The organism is Bradyrhizobium sp. AS23.2 (assembly GCF_001908185.1).
Lineage (GTDB): Bacteria > Pseudomonadota > Alphaproteobacteria > Rhizobiales > Xanthobacteraceae > Bradyrhizobium.
Map to the genome: position 1 here is coordinate 41,865 of NZ_LGHM01000115.1, position 22,078 is coordinate 63,942.

Consider the following 22,078-nt stretch of genomic DNA (forward strand, 5'->3'; position numbering starts at 1 on the left):
GACCTCCTGGATGATGCAATTCCCAATTTGCACTTGCGGGCCGTGAAACGATTGGCAAATTCGCGCGAATCTTGCCGGTTTCGACCACGAACCGATCGGCGCCATCAATCCAGATTTCGCCGCCACGCGCCTGGGGTGATGCCGATCAAACGGGTGAAGATCCGGGTAAAATGGCTCTGGTCGCCGAATCCGCTGGTCAAGGCGATCTCGGCCAGTGAGAAGCGTCTGTCGGACAACAGGCGCTTGGCCTCTTCGACCAGACGTTGCAGGAGCCATTGATGTGGCGCGACGCCGGTCGACTGACGAAACAACCGCGCGAAACGGCTTGCCGAGACGCCGCAATCCCTCGCCAAATCGAACAGCGAGACGTCACCACGTAGATTGGCCGCAAGTGTCTCTTCGGCCTGTCTCAATTGCCAGGGCGCCAGTCCGCCACGTGATCGTCGAGGTGGAGACACCAGGCCGCCATACGTCTTGGCGACGTGAATGCCGACGGCGAAAGTGACATGATCGACAAACAGCCGGCTGGCCTGCTCCGGGTTTTCGAAAGATGGGAGCAGGGACGTGGTCAGCGCCCGCATGACGGCGTCATCGACCCCGGCGCCGGGTGCATAGCGCAGTTCGTTGATGCGCTTCGCTTCCACGCGGTCGGCAATCAGGTTCAGCGCACCGCGAGGAAAATAGAAGTGAACGCAATGACACGCTTTGTTGATTGTGAACTGCGGATTGCGCTTGAGATCGTACAGGGTCGTCTGGCCCGCCCGCAGATGGGCTACGGGGACGGCCCGATCATCCTCAAAATACTCGTGAACCGGATAGTCGACCAGTTGATAGCCGATCAAATAGGCGTCTTCACGAACGAGTGGCGCCGAGATCCCATGCTCCGGGGAATCGGAGCGAATCTCGGTGACAGCGATGTTGGCATTGCGTAGCGAACGTGAAACGAATGCGGTCGCTCTTGCCCGCAACTTCTCGCCAAATCTCTCTCCGTAGCCGCTGCTCTCTTGCATCCCAAGTCTCACTTGGTGCGGATATTCTCCTATTGTTCTCGATTGCTGAGCGCCGGGATTGAAGAATATTGCGTGGATTGTCGATTCCGATCACCGAACAGCCACGGAAGCGTAAACCTTAGTCGCACTTGCGGCGCCAGGCGCCCGGGCTGATACCGGCAAGATCGGTAAAGACGCGGGTGAAATGGCTCTGGTCCGCGAAGCCGCAGGACAAAGCGATTTCTGAAAGGGATAATTTTCGATCGGACAGGAGACGCTTGGCCTGTTGGATGCGGCGCCGCTGGAGCCATTGGTGAGGCGACAGGCCGGTGGATTGTCGAAACGCGCGAGAGAAGTGGCTTGCCGAAAGGCCGCAGTCATGCGCGAGATCCGCAAGGGAGACGTCGCCTTCGAGATTGGCCGCCAGTGTCTCCTCGGCGCGCTTGACCTGCCAGGCGGCTAAGCCGCCGCGTGAGGGCGCCGCCACTGGAAGCGTGCCGCCATAGGTCTTGGCGACATGGACGCCAACCGCTAAGGTCACATGTTCGACGAAAAGACGGCTCGCCTGCTCGGGATACTCGAACGCGGGCATGAGGGACATGACCAATGCCCGCATCGTCGGATCGTCGATGCCGACGCCGGGTCGGTAGCGCAATTCCTGGATCTGACGGGCCTCGGCTCCGTCCGTAATTAGGTTCAACGCGGTGCGCGGGAAATAGAAGTGAACGGAATGGAATGGATTATTGATGGTGAATTGCGGGTTGCGCTTCATGTCGTAGATGGTCGTCTGGCCGGCCCTCAGTGAGGTCACCGGAGCCGCTCGCTCCTCCTCAAACCACTCGTGAACCGGATAATCGACAAGTTGAAGTGCGGCCACAAAGGCATCTTCACGAATTTGCGGTGCTGATGTGCCATGCTCCGGATTATCGGAGCGGACTTCCGTGACCGCGATACACGTATTGCGCAGCGAGCGGAAGAACACGGCGGTGCGCGCCCGCAAACGCCTCCCGAATTCATCTCCATAAGCACTGCTCTTTTGCATAGCGAACTCCCTGGCTTAAGCCGGAAAGCGGCTAAGTCATTCAAGCGTTCTGCGCCAGGCACCGGGGCTGATACCCGCGAGGCGGGCAAAGACCCGAGTGAAGTGGCTCTGGTCCGCGAATCCGGACGCCAAGGCGACCTCCGATAGCGACAAATTGCGGTTGGACAGCAGACTCTTCGCCACATCGACCCGGTGCTGCTGAAGCCATTGGTGCGGCGACAGGCCCGTCGATTGCCGAAACGCACGCGAGAAATGGCTAGCAGACAGGCCGCAGTCATTCGCAAGGTCTGCAAGGGAAAGATCCCCTTCCAAGTTCGCCGCCAGCGTCTCCTCGGCGCGCTTGATCTGCCAAGCGGCCAATCCCCCGCGTGCTTGCTTCGCTGCGAGCACCATGCCGCCATAGGTCTTGGCGACATGCACGGCTACTGCCAAGGCAACGTGATCGACGAAGAGCCGGCTTGCCTGTTCGGGGAACTCGAAGGCCGGCATCAGCGAGCCGACCAAACCCTGCATGACCGAATCCTCGACGCCGACACCGGGGCGATACCTTAGCTCTTCGATTTTTCGTGTTTCCGTGCCATCGGCAACCAGATTCAGCGCCGCGCGAGGAAGGTAGAAGTGGACGCTGTGAAAAGGATTGTTGATGTGGAACTGCGGGTTGCGCTTCAGGTCGTACAGCACGGTTTGTCCCGTCTTGAGCGCTGTCACTCCTGCAATTCGGTTATCCTCAAAGTACTCATGGACGGGAAAGTCGCGCCGCATGACGGCGACCAGAAACGCATCTTCGCGCTCGAGTGAGCCGGAGAGGTCGCCACGCGGCGGGTCGTCGGCCCGGACCTCGGTGACGGCGATACCCGTGTTGCGCAACGTGCGAACAAAGGAAACGGCTTGCGCCTTCAGGCGATCTCCGAATTCCTGACCGTACCCGCTGCTCTCGTGCATAAGCTTGCCCCGTCGGTCCAGTCGCCAAGCGCGGAGCGCGACCGCAACGCTATCCTACCTACTTCCATACATCTACTGTCTTCACCGATCTTGCTCTGGTTTCCAAAAAGCACGCTGGCGTGCGGCTAGGGCTACTTGCGCGGACGAAGACCGTGATTCTCGCGATATTTTCCCGGCGCGATCCCAAAGGCGCGTGTGAAGGCGCGGGTAAAGCTTGACTGCGAGGAAAAATTGCAGGTGAGAGCGACCTCGGCAAGGGGAGCGCTTGTCTCGGCGAGCAATTCCTTTGCTTTTTCAAGGCGACAGTTGCGGACAAAGCGATGGGGTGGCTCTCCTGTCGCTTTCCGAAAGGCGCGCGCGAAGTGAAACGGACTGAGGTTCGCGACCCCAGCCAAGTCCTTGAGACGAATGTCATTCTGCAGATTAATGGCAATAAACTGCATGACCCGTCGTAGTCGACAATCATTGAGCGCCCGCGGCTGGGAAATCTTGTCGTCTCGGGTCGGCATCTCTCTCTCCTCGTTTCCTCGCAGACTGCGAGCGGGGAGTTAGTCGCCGAAGTTCAGCGGCGGCATCACGGAGAACCGTGAATTGCGCGTCACTGGCGCAAGCTACTGTATTGACAGCGGAAAAACGCCATCGCAGCATCAGTCCGAATCCGTATTCGCGAGGAGCGCCGGGATGCCGTTGCCCCAGGCTGGCCAGTCGGCGGGGCTGCGAGGCGCTCGTTTTGCGGCCCCGCGAGCGCCAGCCAACATGGTCGAGCGGGCGCGCCTTTTGACCCTGTTCGAGGACGGCTCCGCGCAGCTGACGCTGATCTGCGCGCCAGTCGGGTTCGGAAAGACCACCTTGATGCAGCAATTGCGCCGACGCCTTCAGGCTCAAGGCATTGTGACGGCTTGGCTGCAGGTCGAGCAGGCCGACAATCGCCTCGACCGCTTCGTGCAGTCGCTCGCGGGGGCGATGCAGGTTGCGCTCGGCAAGCCTGTTACGGGCTCCTACGATGTCCATGCAGCGGAAGCGAATCCGACGCAGGGCCGGGTGGCGGATGTACTCGCAAGCCTGTCGGGCTCAGAAATTCCGATCGCCCTGTTTCTCGATGATCTCGAACTGATTGTCGACGCGGCCGTCTGGGCCTTCTTGCAGCGCCTGCTGGCCGAACTCGACCTGCAGCATCGCCTAGTCCTGGCCAGCCGCACCAAACCAGCGCTCGCGCTCGGCCGGATACGCGCTCATGGCCAGTTGCTCGAGCTGGGCCAGAGCGATCTGCGCTTTACGCAAGAGGAGACTGCGAACTATCTCGATCGCCAAAATATCGGCGCGTCATCGATTCGCGTCTTGCAGCAGCATACAGAAGGGTGGCCCGCCGCCTTGCGACTTGCAGCGGCAGCCCTGAACACCAGGCACATCGATGCATTGCGGTCGATTTCCGGCGCGAGTGCGGGCGTTGCAGAGTATCTCGCTCAGGAGGTGCTCGACAGTCGACCGGCCTCGCAACGCGAATTTCTCCTGCGCTCGGCGACGCTGGGCCGGTTTTGCGCCGAGCTATGCGACGCGGCACTGGAAAGAGATGATAGCCGCACCATGATCAGCGAGATCGTTCGTGACGATCTTCTGATCGCTCCAATTGACGCAGAGGAACGCTGGTATCGCTATCATCCTCTATTCGCCGATTTTCTGCGCGCTCGCCTTGCGCAGGAGAGCAGGGAGGAATTGCGGCCGCTTCACCGGCGGGCCGCCGACTGGGCGGCGGCTCACGGCTTCATGAATGAGGCCATCACGCACGCGCTTGCGGCCAGGGATCAGACCATGGCTGCTGATCTGCTTGCGGCGGCGGCGATGGACAATCTGCATTCGGGTCGCGTGGCTGATACTGCGCATGCCATAGCGTTGTTACCAGATGCTGAGGTCAACGGGCGTCCGGCCCTGCTGCGGGCAGCGGCGTTTTCTGCAATCTTTGCGCATCGCTATGATGCCGCTCGGAGGTACATGGAGCGGATTGAGCGGGCAGATGTGGCCGGCGAGAGCGGTGACGACGAGATGACGGCGATGCGTCTGATGCTGCTTGGCTGGACCGACAACATTCCCGAATTGCTTCATGCGGTCGAGCAACTGCGAGCGAGCGCGTCGCGTTTCGGCCGCTTCACGTCTGGGTTGGCGAGCAATGCGCGGGCATTCTGCAATATCGCACTGGGCAACTATGTCGAGGCCGAACGGGACCTGGCGCAAGCGCGCGAAGCATGCGAACCGATCGATGCGCTTTACGTGCTGAGCTATAGCGCGTGCTTCGCCGCAGCGATCGAGCTCAATTTCGGGCATGTCGCGACGGCACGCGCCGTCCTCGAAAGCGCCTTCAATCGGGCTGCCGCGGCAGGTCAGAGATATGGCAGCAGCGGCGCCGTCATCGCAACTTACCTTGTCGAATGCCTCTATGAGGCCAACGAATTGGATGCTTGCCAGGCACTTGTCGACGACTACCTGCCGATCGTCACGGAGACCGGTCTGCCGGATCATCTGGTTATCCTGCATCGTATCGCAGCTCGTTTGCAATTCCTGCAGGGGCACGGAGGCCCAGGCCATGCGTTGCTCGTTCAGTTGGGTGACATCGGCGCCCGGCGCGGACTTCGGCGGTTGTCGGCAGCCGCGTGGCTTGAGCGCGCCTATGCGTCCTTGCGCGGAGGGGACGCCGAGGGCGCGCGCCGTGCCTTCGCTACCGGCCGCGACCCATCGGTCTGGGACGGTTTCGGTGCGTTCAAGCCGCATGCCGGCGAAATTGACGATGTCCTGATTGCGCGACTGCGCTTGCAGCTAGTGACCGGGGAGGCCAGTGCGGCGTTGGCGCAGATCCATTCCGAGCGACAGTCCGCCAATTCCGCAGGTCGTCGACGCCGGGCGTTGCGATTGCTGTTTCTGGAGGCGCAGGCGCTGGAAGCGTCAGGCCGCCGGCGAGAAGCCGGCGCGGCGTTCGATCAGGCCGTGACGCGCGCGGCAGAAGGCGGGATGGTGCGCGTGCTCGCCGATGATAGCTGGGCAACAGAAACACTTGCGGTGCGCTCCATGGTTACGAGCGAGCCGCAGGTGGTTGGCTTGCTTCGTGAGTTGAAGGGCTCGCGAGCCGCGCCGGACAGTGCGCCTCGCTTGACCACACGGGAGGTGCAAATCCTGCGGCTGGTCTGGGAAGGGAGCTCGAACAAGGAAATCGCCCGCATTTTGTTTCTGACCGAGAACACCGTCGAAACGCATCTGCGACGGATCTATCAGAAGCTTGGCACGCGAAACCGCACTCAAGCTGCAATGATTGCGCGGGAGGCAGGCGCGATCTAGGGGAGAATCGGAGGTGCTCGTTCGCTGCTCAGGACCCGGTTTCTGCAAGAGCGGCGGGCAGCGTGAAATGAAAGGCAGCGCCGCGAGGAAAATTCGCCGCCGCCCATATTTGTCCGCCATGTCCTTCGATAATCGAGCGGCAGATTGCCAATCCCATTCCCATGCCGCTCGACTTGGTCGTAAAGAATGGATCGAAAAGACGATTCAGGCTTTCCGGCGAGATGCCCGGCCCGGTATCCCGTACGGTGACGAGCACGCTGTCCGCTCCGTTGGAAGTCGTGATCCACAACTCGCCCGAGGTTGGATCGGCTTCACTCATCGCCTGCACCGCGTTCAAGATCAGATTGAGCATCACCTGTTGCACTTGGGTGCGATCCGCGTTCGTAGCGGGCAACCTTTCGGAAAACTGGGTTCGTACCGAAATGCCGCTTTTCGTCACCTCACCGCGCGTGAGTTCGATCACCTCATCGATCGCTTCATTTATTTCCAGGGGCTCCATCCGCGATGGCGCCTTCTTTATGAGGTCACGAATTCGGCGGATGACGTTGCTCGCCCGGAGACCGTCCTTTGCGATTTTATTCAGCAATTGACGCGCCTCATCCAGATCCGGTGGACCGCGATTCAACCAGCGCAAGGCCGACTCGGCATTGACCACCGTGGCCGCGATCGGCTGGTTCACCTCGTGCGCGATGGAGGCCGTGAGCTGTCCCATCGTCGCAACGCGATTGGCGTGCGCAAGCTCCGTCTGCGTCTCGCGGTAACGCCGCTCGCTGTCTCGAGCTTCTGCCTCCGCGCGCTTGCGCCCTGTCAGATCAAGTACGAAGGCGACACCTTGGTCCCGCTGCTCGTCGAACGCGGCCGAGCCGACCAGCACGGGCACGCGACTGCCGTCCTTGCGCAAGTACTCCCTTTCATAGGGGTGTACTGCCCCAATCGTGTTTATTCCCTCGCCGACGCGGGCGAGGCTGGCGCGCCACTCCGGCGGCGTCAACTCGGTCCAGCACATGTTCCCCGAGGCGAGATCATCTCGATCGTATCCCACCATTTTGAGGAATGCGTCGTTGGCTTCGATGATTTCACCCTTCCGATTCGAGATGAAGATCCCGATGATGTTGGCGTCGACCAGGCGCCGGATTTTTGCCTCGCGTTCCGCGACGTCACCATACAGCCGCGCGTTCTCCAGCGCGATTGCGGCCTGTGAGGCAAGCAGCTTCAGCACCGCGATCCGTGCCGACGTGAACACATGCGACGCCAGGCTGTTTTCGAGATAGAGCACGCCGATCAGCTCGGCCTGCTTCAGCAACGGCAGGCAGAGAAGCGACCGCGCCAGCTTGCGGCCGATGTATTGATCTCCCGCAAAGGTGTGCCGCCCGCGCGCATCATCGAGGATTACCTGCATCCGGGTGTGGATGACTTGCTCGAGAATCCGCAGAGGCAGCTCCGAAGGAGTCATCAGCGTTTCGAGAAGACGGACGCTGACGCCATCTCGACCACTCGTCGCTTCCGCTTCGATCCAGTACCGGCCGCCGTGCGGAAGAATCAGGAGCCTGCGGTCGGCTCCGGCATGCTCGACGGCAATCACCATCAGCGTCTCGATCAGCTTTTCGAGCACGATTTCGCCGGCTACGGCCTGCGACATCTTGATGACCGTGGCGAGATCGAGCTGCTCGACGGGCGCCTCGATGGTCGGCTTTGCGGCCGACGGTGCCCGCTGGTGGATCCGATGATTGCTCTGGTCGAGCTGTGCGACCTTGGTCAGGGCTCCCCATCGGGCGTAGCAGTCGCGGGCCTCGTCCAAATAGGTATCAGCGATCCTTTTGAGATCGCGACTGCGGTAGAATCGGGCTGCCAGTTCTGCGGCGAGCGCCTGATCCGGGAGGAAGCCGTGCTCCGCGGCCGAACGGATTGCCTGCTCGTACAGCTGCATGGCCTCGATGTCCCGTCCTTCGAGGCGTGCCCATTCCGCAGAGACCAGCGAGTGCTTGTGCGCGAACGTGGCGGGGCAGCTCTGCGCCCAACGCTGAAACGACGCCAGGTGTTCAATGAGGTCCTCGCGAAGCTCCGCCTGTCGGTCCGGCGTGGACGTTTCAAAGACTGCGGCGATGGCGAGCGAGTGATAAAAGCAGTAATCCACCGACTGAAGATTAAGACGAGCCGACCAGAGAATCGGCTTCGCCTTGGCAGCAAACTCGAGGGCTGTCTCCGCATCGCCCAGTAGAACGTGCCGCTGCAATTGCAGGATCCAGTGAAAGCAGGCGACGAGGGGGACGCCGCCCCGGAGCACCCGCGCTTCAAGGGCCGCCTCGTCAAGAGGCGCGCTGTTTCCCGTTCCGCCGCGAAGGCTTTGAATGAAGGCCTGGATGCTCAAAATGACGAGTTGGCCGAACTTGTACTTGCGGACGAAATCGAGCGCGTCTGCCGACTCGAGCCACACCTGGTCGAGAGGATCGCCGCGCGCTATCAGATCGGTGAGGCGATGTTGACGGTTGTAGCAGGCGTAAACCATCTCGCCGGTTTCGGCTACGGCTCGGATTGCGGCTTCGAGGCAGGCCAGGGCGTCTTCAATGGGGCGCGTCCACAGGACTGCCATTTGCATGAGGAAATGTGCGCCCGCCTTTTGCGCGGTGAACCCGTATCGTTCGGCAACTGCGACCGCCAACCGTGCGAAGGCTTCCCCGTCTGCGAACCGATGGAACACCGGACCAAGAACCACGGCAATCGCACCGTAGCCGATGGCGGAGTGCTCGCTTGTGCCATGGCGACAGCTCAGCTTGACCATCCAGCAGGAAATCATCTGGAACAGATCGCCGTCGGCGTGATAGGCGAGTTCACCCAACGCACTGAAGAGCTTCATGACCGCCCGCATATCCGGGTCGTCCATCATCGGCAGGTCGACGAGGCTCGCGATCGGGCGCTCGCCGAGGGTCCGGCGCATTTCTTCGTATTCTGCTCGCACCTGTTCCGGCGTCGGCGTGTTCGGCAGATCGACACCGAACGTTCGAAGGCATTCGAGTGCAGTTTGGACCGCTGGGGCGTAGTTTCCTTGCCTCAATTGCAGAAGCATACGCAAGCGACAGATCTCGGCCTGATCGATCTTCGATCGCGCCATGACCAGCAACGTGTCGACGAGCCCCGCGGCCTGCCCGAGGTTCGAGTTGAGAATCTCGCATTCCGCCCGTTCCAGGAACAGGCCGAAGGTTAAGTCATAGGATGTATGCCACCCCTCGTCCGACAGAACGGCGATGCCAGCTGCGAGGTAGTTGGAGGCCGCGGCATAAGCAGTCGAGGCCTTCGCCTTCCGCGCAGCAACAAAATTGAGTTCGGCCGCGCGCTGTTTCTCGGGCCAATCTGAGATGAGCGCCGAACCAAGGTTCAGCTGGTTGACGAGGTCATAGATCTTCTCGATGATCCTCTCCTGCGCAGTCTCTGCGACCAGGAGACGTGCAATCCGCAGATGCAGTTCGGCGCGCCCCTCCGGCGGAATGAGTGCATAAGCGGCTTCCTGAACCCGGTCATGGAAGAAGCGGTAGCTTCCCTCACGGGGGACAGCAGTGCCAGCGCGGACCGCGTCGCTAAAACTTGCATGGATCGCCTGCTCGGATTCGCCGCGCAGCTTGGCCAGGGTCGCGAAGTCAGCGTGATTGCCCAGGCATGCGAGCAGCTTCAACGCGTCCTGGGCGTCCGGAGCAAGGCGGCGCAATCTTCCGATCATCAGGTCCACTGGGTTGTCGCTGAGTCTCTTGACGACGATAGCGTCCAAATCCCACGTCCATGATCGCGAGCGCTGATCGAACTCGATCAGCCGTTCTTCGGCCAGGCTGGTGAGAAACTGCCCTGCAAAAAAGGGATTTCCGCTGCTTCTCCTGTGGACCAGCTCGGCGAGCGGCCGCATCTCGTCGGGCGCACGCCGGAGGCTGTCGCATAGCAGTTGGTGGATGTCGTCGACCGAGAGCGGGCCGAGGACGATCTGATCGGTTCTCGCGCCGGCTCGGCGCAGATCCTCCAACTTGAGCATCAATGGGTGCGCCAAGTCGACTTCATTGTCGCGATACGCGCCAATCACCAGCAGATGCCGCGTGTCGGGGTGAAGGAGGAGATATTCGATAAGTGTCAGCGTCGCCGGATCGAGCCATTGCAAGTCATCGACGAAAATGACGAGCGGGTGGTCCGCCGTCGCGAAAACGCTGACAAACCGCTGGAATACGGTCTGAAACCTGAGCTGGGCATCGACGGGCGAGAGGACCGCCACCGTCGGCTGTGGGCCGAGCAGTCGGACGAGGTCGGGGATGAGGTCGGTGAGCAGGCGGCCCTGATTGCCAACAGCTTCCCTGATCGCGTCGCGCCAGCGGGCGATTTCGTCCGCGTAACCGTTCAGCAGCTGCTGGATCAATCCCTGAAACGCCTGAGCCAATGTCGAGTGGGGGGTATCGCGGAGCCGCAGGTCGTACTTTCCTGAAATGAAAATACCGCGAGGCAGCACGATGACCTTGTGCAACTCGTTGACGACTGAAGACTTGCCGATGCCCGAATAGCCAGAGACCAGAACGAGTTCCGAGCCACCATGCTTCACGACGCGATCGAAAGCGGCAAGCAAGGTAGCGATCTCGCTCTCGCGTCCGTAAAGCTTCTCCGCGATCATCAACCGTTCCGACGCATCCTGCAGGCCGAGCGGGAACGGGTCGATCCGGCCATTCGACGCCCAGGCGTTGAGGCATTTGCGGAGATCCGCCTCGACTCCCACGGCGGTCTGGTAGCGTTCCTCTGCGGTTTTTGCGAGGAGCTTCATGATGATCATCGAGAGTGGAGCCGGCACTGCGCCTGCAAGCTCGCCCGGCGGAACAGGCTCTCGCGCGATATGACTGTGAATTAACTCGATCGGGTCAGTGGCGGTGAAGGGTAACGTGCCGGTCAAGAGCTCGTAAAAGGTGACACCCAGAGCATACAGGTCACTTCGAGAGTCGACCGAGCGGTTCATTCGGCCAGTCTGCTCCGGCGCCATGTAGGCGAGTGTCCCGGCGATGAACTCGGGCGGCGCAGGGGATTGACGCTCGCGCGGCAGGCACGAGGCGACGCCGAAACCCGTCAGCCACACGTGATCGGTGACTGAATTGGCGAGCACGTTGGCGGGCTTGATATCCTTGTGAACGACGCCCTTATCGTGTAGCTCGCCAAGCGCCGCCGCCAAGCGGACCGCGAGCCGCAAGAACCGTCCCAACTCCATGGGGGGGCCGATATCGCGGTCGAGCGGTTGGCCACCGGGGTCGTCAAAAAACAGTACGGTGCGACCGTTCTCGCGCCTAAGGGCACGAGGACGCACGGCTGACTGACCATCAAGCGTATCCCTTAGCTCGAATTCGTGAGCCAAGCGATCGACGAGGGCCGGCGCCGGGTGTTCGGATACAAGGGCGAGCGCCAACACCGGAATTTGATGACCGTTGTTATCGTCGTGCCATCCTCTGTAGAGAACGCGCTCGCCGTCGTCCAAAAGGACCTCGGCGCCAATCAGCCCGGACAATGCGTAAGCGGTCATCCGATTCGGTCCTCGTGCGCTTCAAGGCCTCCTGACAGCATTGCTGACACAAGATGAACGGGCGCATATGCGTCGAACCGTTACATGCAAACACTCAGAACGGATTGTCAAAACCAACTGTGATTTTCAAAAATCGACCAAATGTCCACGTCTTGCATTTCGTTTGAATGAGTTCGTGCCGCCAATCCAACGGCGGACTGCCTGGCGAGTTGAGAAGCGTCGGGTCGATACCGTTGAAATCCGACATCAATCGCCCATGCACCGAGGTCACAGCCGCTGCCGCCCTGGCTAACCTCCAAGGGCCTTATCGAGGCAACTGACCAGCGTCTCCGCTTCAAACGGCTTGCGGAGGAAACACGTTGCCCCGCTCGCGATCGCCCTTTCTTCAAGATCCGACTCGGTGCGCGCAGTGATCATGATAACCATCATCTGGCTGTCGCGCTGGCTGAGCTGATTCTTGAGCTCGAACCCGTTCATCCCAGGCATCTGGATGTCGGTGATCGCACACGTAAACCGGTCGAGCTCGCTGGAGGCGAGAAATTCTTCGGCCGAGGCAAATGCGCGAACATCGTGGCCGAGCGAGCGGACGAGCGCTGCCAGCGCATCGCGCATGGAGGGATCATCGTCCACTATCGAAATCAGATGTCCGTTCGGCATATTGCAGCCCCTATCGAGCTAATCCCAGCCCAATTTGTGTTCGCATCACGCGAATTCGCTTGATCCTGCTGTCTACCGGCATTCAGCGTGTTCTGTCCTTCAGTGCGTCTGCCATTCGAACCAGGTCAGCCAACGAGCGGGCGCCCATCTTCCGCATCGCCGCGCCGCGATGGATCTTGACTGTCACTTCGCTCAATCCGAGCTCTGCTGCGATCTGCTTGTTCATCTTACCCGCCGTCACCAGGGCCATCACTTCGCGCTCCCGTGGCGAAAGAGTCTCGTATCGGTCGATGACAGCAGTGGCCTGACTTTCGCTGTCCCGCTGAAGGCGATCGCGGTTGATGGCCGTCGTTACCGCATCGATCATGTCCTGGTCGCGGAACGGCTTTGGCAGAAAGTCGACGGCGCCCGCTTTCATGGCGCGCACGGACATCGGAATATCGCCATGCCCAGTCATCAGGATGACCGGCAGGTGTATCCCAAGGTCCGAGAGCTCCTCCTGGAAGTCCAGTCCGCTGATCCCCGGCAGGCGGACGTCAAGTACGATGCAACCCGGGCCGGTCGGTCGCTCCGCCTTCAGGAATTCCTGGGCCGAGCCATAGGTACGTGCCGTCAGTCCGACGGAGCGGAACAGGCTCTCGAGCCCAAATCGGAGCGAATCGTCGTCGTCGACGACGTGCACGACAGGGGGCTGGTCCGACGCCTGGGGCATCTCACGGTCAACCAACAGCAGATTCAACGTCGTTCTCTGCATATCATGCCGCGCGACGGTAGTATCATCACACGAAAGTATGATCGCATGGGCATCCGGCCTGCCAGAGGAACCCGCTGGGCCTTCCCCAAAGAGGTCATTCGCACCAGCGATGTCGCGCCGTCAGTTCAAAACATGTTCTCTTGGACAAATCTGCTGCTTTTGTCTGCTTCGATCATCCGCTTACACGGTTCGGATGACTGTCTCACGTGGCATTCATACCAACGTGTGAGACAATTAGACCCAATGCGCGATTGGCGCTGTGGGGCGCGTCTATCATCCTCGTCTGCATGATGAACAACAGCTGACTCAAGGCACAACGGCTGATCTCCCTCAGCATTCTGCCGGAGCGGTATCCAACCCAATACAGGATCGCATCATGTTCAAGACCTCGGATGAGCAAGCAATCGAATGCCCGGTCTCGAGTTTTTCGTCATCGGTCACAGCGGACGTCCTGGGAGCTCTGCTGATGCAGCCGGTCGTGGCCGGTTCGGTTGATCCCGCGAGCTCCGCTCCGTCCGGCGGCTATGTCCGCGGCGGTCTGCCACCCAGGGTCGTGCGGCGCGTGCGCGAGCACATCGATGCGAACATCGAGCAACGCATCAGTGTTGAGGCCTTGGCCAGGCTCGCCAACCTGTCGGTCTGCTATTTCGTTCGTGCTTTCAAGCAGTCGGTAGGGTTGACGCCGCACGACTATCTCATCCGTCGGCGTGTCGAAAGGACCATGGAGCTTCTATCAGAGACCAGTCTCCCGCTTTCCGAAATCGCCCTTGCGGCGGGCTTTGCCGATCAGAGCCATTGTGCGCGCCGCTTTCGTCAGCACGTCGGCATGTCGCCGCGCAATTACCGCTGGTCCATCCCGTAAGGCCGTTCGGATAAGCCTGTTATGATCTGTCGCGCCAACAGTCCCTGGCGTGGGTGCGACATACGACCCGCAATCGAGCGCCTGTCCTCCCCAGACGCTCGCGCGCCGCCGCGGTCAATGCGTGACGCCGGGTCATTTAGGCCGGTGACATTAATGTCACCGGCCCTTTTTGTGGACACCATCGTCGACGCTACCGCGTTAAAGCGGTCGTCGCGATGCTCCATAGGTCTCGAGTCGGGAATGTGCTTCTCTCCTGATCGATGCCGTGCCTGGCGTGCCACTTGGGGCCGGGGCCTCGCATGTAGTGAAGCTCGGGCCGATAGGTGTCGCAGGCAATCGTCATGACCTTGCCATACGCCGCTCTGACCTTATTCAGGCTTCGGCGGAGCGGCATCAGCGGCGATTGAATAGCGGCATGGAGTGACCTCTCGATGCGGCATGCCGACGACGAGCACAACGGGTGAAGGGGTCGTCACTGATGTCGTCTCTCGACACGCCTCCCGGAAGAAGTTCGATCAGGAGCTGCCGCACCGTGTCGCCAGGAGGTTGTTGAAGGCATCGACTTCGGAGTCCAGTACGGCGAGGGCCCGCTGGTGGTCGATGTCGTGAGCACAGATCGCGGTGGCCTGCCGCATTCTCACCGATTCATAGAATGAGGCGGCATAGGCGCGGCAAGTCGTGTCTTTGTCGAGGCTGCCAGTCGGCGTACTGCGCACCACCATCCATCGCGCCCGCGAGGCAGCCAGATCTTGCGCTGACGAGCATTCGCCGGCTACCGCAGAAATTGTGGACGCATTGATCGCAGCGGAGGTAAGGAGAACGATCAATCTCATCATGAGTTCAGCTCCGCGTGTCGGGAGGGGGGACAAGTGTGGCGACTCCTATCGCTCCGCCGAATTGCATTCGCGAATGATGTTGCCGGAAGTTGAACGAGGTTGTGCGAAAGGTGCGTGCAGCGTGCGCGCAAGACAGCGCCGCGTGATACGGGCTGGCCCCATCGCACGCAGTCATGTTGATCGAATAGTGCAAGATGATTCCGGGGCCCGCAAACCAAGACAAGAAAGCGGATGCCTCCTGGGCGATTGTGGTTTCTGGTCAGCCTGCATGCGCCGGTCAGCGGGCTGACATGAGTGCCCTTGAAGGCCAGTCTCGCTTGCGCGCTTCAATTGGCCGGTCGATGCAGATCGAATCTGCCGTCCGGTGTTATGGAGAAAAAGATGATAGATGTGCTGGTTATTGGCGCCGGTCCGGCGGGCGTGATGGCTGCCCTTCGTGCAGCGGACCTCGGTGCGCGAACCACGTTGGTCTCCAGCGCCGAATTCGGCGGTATGGCCGCCAATGATGGACCGGTCCCAGTTCGCGCGCTCGCCCATGCCAGCCGGCTGTTGCGAGATGCGCGGCAGCTAGGTCAATACGGCGTAACGATCAATGAGCCGTCTCTGGACTACTCGCGGCTCCTTGCACGCGTTCAAGAGATCGTCAGGGACGTGCGGACCAATTCCTCTCTTCGGATGCAAATCGATGCGCTGGGAGTAACAGTTTGCGAGCAAGTCGGGGCGGCGCGCTTCATCGAGCCGCACGTCATTGAGACCCGGGCGGGTCTTCGCCTGCGTGCTGAAAAGGTAATCATCTGTACCGGTGGTGCGAGCCGGCGTTTGCCAATCCCTGGTTTCGAGCTGACCAGCACGCACACCGATGCATGGGCGCTGACTTCAGTTCCTCGCTCGATGCTTGTTGTCGGCGCCGGCGCGACCGGGGTGCAGGTTGCATCGATCTTCAACGCCTTCGGCTCGCGCATAGAGCTGTTCGAGGCCGGTCCGCGCATCCTGGCGACCGAGGACGTGGACATATCGACGTCCGCAGCAGTGGCGTTACGCCGATCGGGGATTGCGGTGCATGAGAACTTTGGCGCCATCGATGCGTTCGAGAAGACCGCTACCGGTGTCCGCATGCGCTTTACGAAGAATGGCCAACGGTTCGAGGCCGAGGCCGAGCTTGTGGTCGTGGCAACGGGGTGGGCGGCCGACACGGAAAGTCTGAACCTTGCCGTGGCAGGCGTCGAACTGAACCAGCGAAAATTCGTGAAGGTCGATGAATACCTGCGCACCTCAATACCCCACATCTTCGCCGCCGGAGATGTAACGGGCCATCTCATGCTTGTGCCCCAGGCGATACAGGCGGGCTTTGTGGCGGCCTCGAATGCGGTGAGGGGTCCGCGGATGCCGCTCATAGATCAGGTCAGTCCAATGGGGAGTTTCACCGAGCCGGAATACGCGCAGGCTGGTCTCACTGAATCAAAGGCGCGGGAAGCGTACGACATCGTAACGTCGATCGTGCATTTTGAGGCGACCACGCGGACGATTATCGACGGTCGCAAGTTTGGTTTCTGCAAACTGGTCGTCGATCGCAAGGCCTGCAAGGTGCTCGGTTGCCATGTCATAGGCGAGCGTGCCGTTGATATCGCCGAGGTGGCGGCCATCGCCATAGCCGCCGGCATGCGCGTGGATGATCTGGCGCAAATTCCACTGGCCTATCCAACCTACGCCGGGATTCTCGTTCGGGCCGCCGTCATGGCGGCTGGCCAGCTAGGCTTGACGGTGGGCTGGCAAGCCCACCAGGTGGAGAGTGGTACCGTGGTCAAGAACGGCCAGTCATAGGTTGCCGCCGACATCGCGCGCTAAAGGCGCGCGTTGCCGAGGCCAGGCACGATCACGATGTGAAGCGCGCCGAACGCCGCGCCGACCGGCTGGAATGGGAAGCGGGCTTTGCGATCGACTACGCAATCGCGTCTGTCGAGCAGGCGAACCTTGCAGTTCTCGACGCCATTGACGGCCGCGTCCAGGCCGACCTGGCCAAACGAGCCTAGCCATCCATCCTAGCAATGGAGCGTGTCATGAAACTCGCATACTTCGCCATTATTGCAGGCATCGCGCTAAGCGCGCCGGCGATCTCGCAAGCACAAGTGGCTGGATCGACTCTTCTCGGCGTCAGCTACGGGGAGCTGCGCGATGTCACCTGGGTTGGAGCGCCACGCGTCAGATCCTCGGTCATCCCGTCTACAACAACGTGAACGAGCGTATCCGCTCGGTCGACGACATCATCGTCACGACTGAAAAATCGGTCTCCTACGCCATCATCAATGCCGGCGGCTTCCTTGCCGTCGCCAAGCACAACGTTGCCATTCCGGTGTCTCAGTTCAAGCTCGACGGTGACAAGCTGGTTCTGCCTGGTGCCACAAGGGACGCTTTGAAGGCAGCGCCACAGTTCGAGTACGCCAAGTAGGTGCGTGGCACCCTTGGCGGCGATTGCCTTGCGGCGATCCCTCCGGAATTCAGACTGAGCGTACAAGAGGCGACAGACATTACTGTCGTCTCGTCCCCCCATGCGACCATGAACCCGATGGAGACTAGAATGGCCGATACACATACCCAAGCTCGACTCGTCCTAGGTCCCGGAACCGGACTGCTGCGTTCGCTGGCTGACAATTGGTGGCTCCTGCTGCTGCGCGGGATCGCCGGCATCGCCTTTGGCGCTCTCGCATTCTTTTGGCCTGGCCTCACCCTGGTCACGCTCACCTTGCTGTGGGGAGCTTATGCCCTGGTGGATGGTGTCATCGCCATCGCGGCGGCTTTCAGCGCCTCGGGTGGCGAAGCAGGTCCGCGCTGGTGGCTGGGCTTAAGCGGCGTCGCCGGCATCCTCGCCGGTGTCGTGACGTTCTCCTACACAGGCGCCACGACACTGGCGCTTCTGATGTTCATCGCGACCTGGGCGATCGTCATTGGCGCCCTGCAGATCTGGGGCGCGGTTGCGTTGCGCAAAGTGCTGCAAAACGAATGGCTGCTCGTTCTTAACGGCGTCCTGTCGATCGCCTTTGGCGTCATCCTTTTCGTGCAGCCGGGTACGGGTGCGTTGACGTTGGTCTGGATGATCGCCTGGTACGCGATCCTCTTCGGTTGCCTTTACATCGCGCTCGCGTTTCGGCTGAAGCAGTACAGGCGAGCCTAAGGAACAGTCGCTGAACACCGATGAATTCACCAGCACGGGGTGAATTCATCGGTCCAGGCGCGAGGCGCGGCGAGGCCCCCAGGAAGTAGCCGCGAGTTTTCCAAGCATCCAACCCAATATCGGTGGTGATGCTATGTCCAAAATGACAATGGCAAGGCTTTTTGCAATCGCATTGTGAAGTGGCTCAAGCAGCATTTGCCGCGCATTGAGTGAGGACATCAGCAAGTGAACACACGGATGGAGCCGGAGGTGTTCCGCCGCTGATTCCTGATCTCGAGATCCTGCTCGGCAGCTACCTCGCCGGCAACGCCCTGGTCAAGATCCACGGTTAGATCATCGCGCTTCGGGCCGGTGGTCGAGACGATCCGGATGTCCGGCGGTTGCATCGGACATCTGCAGTTGGAGACGCTCACCGCGATAGCCGAGCCGCCGCGAGATATTATCAGCGGCGTTGGCGGCCGCCTGAATGGCGGTATCCAGCGAGGCGGTCATGTCCTTCATCGGAAGAAACGGCACCGTCAGTACGGCGGTCGTCTCGCCGTGGAAATCGCGGATCGGAAGGGAGATGTTCGTCACACCGGCGACAACGAGCGATGGCCGGATGTCGCAGCCCTGGCGCAGGACAGATTCAATATATGAGTTCACCGTTTTCATGTCTTCGTCTGCCGTGAGCATGCTCGCAACGGTCTCGAGCACACTGCGGCGAGAGGACAAAGCCTTGCACCAGGTCGCAATCGAGCCTGCCGAGCACGTCCGCTTCGGCCGGCAATTCGGCCCCCTCTGCCCCTACCGTCATGCCAAGCCCGTGCCACAGGGCGACGATGCCGCCTAGCAATTCATGCTTCTCCGGCGCGGTAGAAATGCCATCCACGAAGGTCCGGTCCATCTTCAGATAATCGAAAGGCAGGCGCGTCAGATAGCCGAGCGGCCGGGGCTCTTGATTTTTGCAAACAAAGTTTCGGCGAGGACGGAGCTTCCGGAAAAGGGGGAGGGAGCCAGTCCTTGCGTCGAGGCTGAGAGCTGTCGCTCAAGGCCGGATGCGAGAGGTCGCCTGGACTATGGATGTATTGGGCGAATCCGCGGCCGCAGCGTTGTCCAATGCCCATCGGGACCGAATTTTCCTTGCGATCCAAAAGCCGATCAGGGTTGCCAGCAACACCGGCGGAAAATCGAAGATTAGCGACATTGCAGTGCCAATTGGACCGCGGTCGATCGAGAAATAGTCTCCGATCGGCAAGCTTACCGCTACGCACCAAGCCCAGTTGTGGCTCGTCGATTGGCTTCATTGCCGTTCATGCGACGGTATGGCTCAATGCACAGCCGCATAAAGGATCTTGTCCTGGGTCGCTTCCTCGGCATTGAACTCGGCGACGATCTGCCCGGCGCGCGCAACCAGGATGCGGTCCGAGACCGCGAGAATTTCCGGCAGGTAGGACGAGATCACCACCACCGCCTTGCCTTGCTCGGCCAGTCTGCGGATCTCCTCATTGATGTGCGGAATGGTCCCGACATCGACACCTCGCGTGGGCTCGTCGAAAATCACGATCGAAGGATCCTGGACCAGGGATTTGGCCAGCGCGACCTTTTGCTGATTGCCGCCGGAGAGTTCGATGATTCTGGCTTTGCGCTGCAGGGCATTGATCTTGAGCCGCTCAATCCAGTAGTTCGCCAGCTTGGACCGTCGCGCGTGCGAGAGCAGATGGGTGAAGCCGCGCTTCGTCGCCAGCTTGCCGATATACACGTTGTCGTCGACAGTCATGGTTTCGAAGAAGCCGTCGGCCTTGCGATCCTCGGTGATGTAGGCGATGCCGTCGTCGATCGCCTGTCTTGGCACGCGGTAGCGGATTGGCCGGCCCCGCAGCCTGATAATGCCGCCGTTGACGAGATTGCGCTTGAGCACGCCAAAGATGATTCTCGCGATCTCGGTGCGGCCGGACCCGATCAGGCCGGCGATGCCGACCACCTCGCCGGCATAAACTGAGAATGACATGTTCTTCACGACCATGCCCATCGTGACGTTCTCGACCGTCAGAACCTTCTTGCGACGAGGGGACGCCCCCTTGCTGTTCCGTCCACAGATCGCCTGAACGATGGGACGTCCGATCATGTGCTGCACCAACGCGTCGCGGCTTAGCGTGCTCGCTGGCGCCGTGATCACCGATCGGCCATCGCGCAGGACCGTAATGCGATTGGCGATCTGCAAGGATTCTTCAAGCGCATGCGAGATGTAGATGATGGCGACCCCGCGGGTGCGCAGATTGCGTACCAGACGGAAGAAGTGGACGATCTCCTCCGGCGTGAGACTTGCGGTCGGCTCGTCGAAGATGATGATGCGCGCGTTGTTGTGGATCGCGCGCGCGATCTCGACCATTTGCTTCTTGGCGGTGCCGAGCAGCGCCACCGGTGTCGTCGGATCGACCTGGAAATTTAGAGACTGCAGCAGCTGCTGCGCCCGAATGTTCAGGGTGCGAAATCGCGTCAGGAGCTTCTCGTTGCCGAGCTCGATGTTCTGCGCCACCGTCATCGTCGGCACCAGGCTGGTTTCCTGGTAGACCATGCAAATGCCGGCGGCGAGCGCGTCCCGTGGCTGCTCAAAATCAACCCGTTTGCCATCGACAAGGATATCACCGGAGGTTAGCCGGATCGCACCGGCGATAGCCTTGCAGAGGGTCGACTTGCCCGCGCCGTTCTCGCCGGCGAGCGCGTGGACCTCGCCCGGAAACAAATCGAAATCGATGCCTTCGATGGCGTGTACGCCGCCATAGATCTTGTTGCCGCCGACGACCTGCAGCACGGCCCGGCGGCGGTTCACTGCGGCTCCTGCGCTTTCCGGCGGCGAGGCTAGTTCGTCCACCTCAAATCTCCCGGCTCAAGAGCAGTTGGCCAGCGCCCCGCGCTGCAATCACCGTACCTTGCGGTGTCGCGCACGCGCCGGTAATGCCGTGGAACCGGCCGCTAGCGCGGCTATGCATGCTGTCGATGGTCTCGCCTTCGGCATCAATGCGCATGAGCAGGCCGTAGGATCGCGGCGGCGCCCAGGGCTTTCGGATACCGAGCGCCTTGACGCCGCCGATCTGCATCGGTTCGCGGCAATCGTTGCCGCTGGCGTAGGCTGGCGCGATCCAGTGGCCCGGCGGCATGGTTGCGATCATCTCCCGACGAAAATCGTCTTCCCTGAGGACGAATTCGATCAGATGGGTGCGCCGCGCGAACAGCGCGAGATAAAAGCCGCCGCGCCCGTCGCCGCGAAGGCGGGCGGGATAGCCGGGCAGGTTGCGCAACACGATCTCCGGCTGCGCCACGCCCTTGTTCGACAGAGGAATGCGGCTGACGCAGTGGCCCCAGCTCTCGCTGTACCAGAGCTGGGCGTCATCGGGCGCAACCGCCAACCCGTACGGATATCGGAGGCCGCTCAATACCGTGGTTGCGCCATCGAGCGCAGCGTCGCAGGCGATCAACCTGCCACTCCGTCGCTTCTCCATCAGATCGTGACGCCATGCGTCGGGTTTCCTCGCAGTGCTTCCTTCCACCGCGAAGATTCGACCACCCGACGTCACTGTCACCGACTGAAGACCGGCGAGCACGTGACCGTCGACGGCGCCGAGCCAGCGCGGCCGGGGTTTTGCAGGATCGATCGCAGCAAGCCCACGCGCGGCAACACAGACCAGGAGGCGCCCGTCGGGATGGATCGCAAGCCCGCCAGCATCGCCGTCGAATTTTGCAACTAGCGTACGCGTTGCAAAGCCCGTACCCGAGAACCTGAGGACCGAGCTTCCCGCCGAGACGAACAGTGAGCCGTCGTGGGCGACCACGACGTCATCGAGGCCGGGCAGGGCGGCGCCGATCGGTGTGCAGGCATCGAGACGGTCATTGGGACTGAGCGCGCCGTCCAGCGGCGGTATGGCGGCTTGCTCGTTGCCGCGGTCGATAACGCTGCGGATGTTCCGCAAGAGATGATCGAACATTCCCACTT

The 22,078-nt window shown here is 61.1% G+C and carries 19 protein-coding genes; 7 read left to right on the forward strand and 12 right to left on the reverse strand.

Annotated elements, in window-relative coordinates; translation table 11 throughout:
* Positions 1–104: 104 nt before the first annotated feature.
* From AC630_RS24205 to AC630_RS24220, 4 genes are all read right to left on the reverse strand, one after another.
* Entirely contained in the window at positions 105–1,010 is a 906-nt protein-coding gene (locus tag AC630_RS24205) for a helix-turn-helix domain-containing protein (RefSeq protein WP_074120949.1), read from the reverse strand.
* A 118-nt stretch (positions 1,011–1,128) separates the two neighbouring features.
* On the reverse strand, positions 1,129–2,031 hold the full coding sequence (locus AC630_RS24210) for an AraC family transcriptional regulator (RefSeq protein WP_074120950.1): 903 nt from the start codon (positions 2,029–2,031) through the stop codon (positions 1,129–1,131).
* A 36-nt stretch (positions 2,032–2,067) separates the two neighbouring features.
* Complete coding sequence (locus AC630_RS24215; protein WP_074120951.1) at positions 2,068–2,973, reverse strand: helix-turn-helix domain-containing protein; 906 nt, start codon at positions 2,971–2,973, stop codon at positions 2,068–2,070.
* Positions 2,974–3,104: 131 nt separating this feature from the next.
* The gene (locus tag AC630_RS24220; protein WP_083636364.1) at positions 3,105–3,482 is read right to left on the reverse strand and encodes a helix-turn-helix domain-containing protein; all 378 of its coding nucleotides are present in this window, start codon (positions 3,480–3,482) and stop codon (positions 3,105–3,107) included.
* A gap of 172 nt (positions 3,483–3,654) precedes the next feature.
* On the opposite strand from AC630_RS24220, the gene AC630_RS24225 reads away from it, so the two are divergent.
* Complete coding sequence (locus AC630_RS24225) at positions 3,655–6,297, forward strand: winged helix-turn-helix domain-containing protein (protein ID WP_083636365.1); 2,643 nt, start codon at positions 3,655–3,657, stop codon at positions 6,295–6,297.
* A 28-nt stretch (positions 6,298–6,325) separates the two neighbouring features.
* Here the strand turns inward: AC630_RS24225 and AC630_RS24230 are convergent, their stop codons facing one another.
* From AC630_RS24230 to AC630_RS24240, 3 genes are all read right to left on the reverse strand, one after another.
* Positions 6,326–11,827, reverse strand: coding sequence for an ATP-binding sensor histidine kinase (locus tag AC630_RS24230; RefSeq protein WP_074120954.1), 5,502 nt, complete (start codon positions 11,825–11,827; stop codon positions 6,326–6,328).
* A 288-nt stretch (positions 11,828–12,115) separates the two neighbouring features.
* Positions 12,116–12,484: a response regulator transcription factor gene (locus AC630_RS24235; RefSeq protein ID WP_074120955.1), complete on the reverse strand. Its 369-nt coding sequence runs from the start codon at positions 12,482–12,484 to the stop codon at positions 12,116–12,118.
* A gap of 82 nt (positions 12,485–12,566) precedes the next feature.
* Complete coding sequence (locus AC630_RS24240) at positions 12,567–13,196, reverse strand: response regulator transcription factor (protein WP_074120978.1); 630 nt, start codon at positions 13,194–13,196, stop codon at positions 12,567–12,569.
* A 418-nt stretch (positions 13,197–13,614) separates the two neighbouring features.
* Here AC630_RS24240 and AC630_RS24245 point away from each other — a divergent pair, with 418 nt between their 5' ends.
* The gene (locus AC630_RS24245; RefSeq protein WP_074120956.1) at positions 13,615–14,100 is read left to right on the forward strand and encodes a helix-turn-helix domain-containing protein; all 486 of its coding nucleotides are present in this window, start codon (positions 13,615–13,617) and stop codon (positions 14,098–14,100) included.
* A gap of 515 nt (positions 14,101–14,615) precedes the next feature.
* On the opposite strand, the gene AC630_RS45575 is transcribed toward AC630_RS24245, so the two are convergent.
* A complete protein-coding gene (locus tag AC630_RS45575) occupies positions 14,616–14,822 on the reverse strand; it encodes a hypothetical protein (protein ID WP_074120958.1) in 207 nt (68 codons plus the stop codon).
* Between the two features lie 495 nt (positions 14,823–15,317).
* Here AC630_RS45575 and AC630_RS24260 point away from each other — a divergent pair, with 495 nt between their 5' ends.
* From AC630_RS24260 to AC630_RS24270, 5 genes are all read left to right on the forward strand, one after another.
* Positions 15,318–16,757, forward strand: coding sequence for a dihydrolipoyl dehydrogenase family protein (locus AC630_RS24260; protein WP_167561266.1), 1,440 nt, complete (start codon positions 15,318–15,320; stop codon positions 16,755–16,757).
* Between the two features lie 59 nt (positions 16,758–16,816).
* Positions 16,817–16,966, forward strand: a complete 150-nt coding sequence (locus AC630_RS45580; RefSeq protein WP_167561267.1) for a hypothetical protein — start codon at positions 16,817–16,819, stop codon at positions 16,964–16,966.
* 27 nt (positions 16,967–16,993) lie between these two features.
* Positions 16,994–17,170 (forward strand): hypothetical protein, encoded by a 177-nt coding sequence (locus tag AC630_RS45585; protein ID WP_167561268.1) that lies wholly within the window; start codon positions 16,994–16,996, stop codon positions 17,168–17,170.
* Complete coding sequence (locus tag AC630_RS45590) at positions 17,167–17,382, forward strand: PRC-barrel domain-containing protein (protein WP_167561269.1); 216 nt, start codon at positions 17,167–17,169, stop codon at positions 17,380–17,382. The genes AC630_RS45585 and AC630_RS45590 overlap by 4 nt, the downstream gene beginning before the upstream one ends.
* Before the next feature lie 129 nt (positions 17,383–17,511).
* Positions 17,512–18,105 carry an HdeD family acid-resistance protein gene (locus AC630_RS24270; protein ID WP_074120960.1) on the forward strand — a complete coding sequence of 198 codons (594 nt, stop codon included), beginning with the start codon at positions 17,512–17,514 and terminating at the stop codon, positions 18,103–18,105.
* 333 nt (positions 18,106–18,438) lie between these two features.
* On the opposite strand, the gene AC630_RS24275 is transcribed toward AC630_RS24270, so the two are convergent.
* The 4 genes from AC630_RS24275 to AC630_RS24295 all read right to left on the reverse strand — a co-directional run bounded on the left by AC630_RS24275 (position 18,439) and on the right by AC630_RS24295 (position 22,070).
* A complete protein-coding gene (locus AC630_RS24275; protein ID WP_143198268.1) occupies positions 18,439–18,780 on the reverse strand; it encodes a hypothetical protein in 342 nt (113 codons plus the stop codon).
* On the reverse strand, positions 18,734–18,991 hold the full coding sequence (locus AC630_RS24280) for an EAL domain-containing protein (protein ID WP_245330496.1): 258 nt from the start codon (positions 18,989–18,991) through the stop codon (positions 18,734–18,736). Before AC630_RS24280 ends, AC630_RS24275 begins: the two co-directional genes overlap by 47 nt.
* A gap of 423 nt (positions 18,992–19,414) precedes the next feature.
* Complete coding sequence (locus AC630_RS24290; RefSeq protein ID WP_502691533.1) at positions 19,415–20,959, reverse strand: sugar ABC transporter ATP-binding protein; 1,545 nt, start codon at positions 20,957–20,959, stop codon at positions 19,415–19,417.
* Position 20,960: 1 nt separating this feature from the next.
* Complete coding sequence (locus AC630_RS24295; RefSeq protein ID WP_074120963.1) at positions 20,961–22,070, reverse strand: SMP-30/gluconolactonase/LRE family protein; 1,110 nt, start codon at positions 22,068–22,070, stop codon at positions 20,961–20,963.
* Positions 22,071–22,078 lie beyond the last annotated feature (8 nt).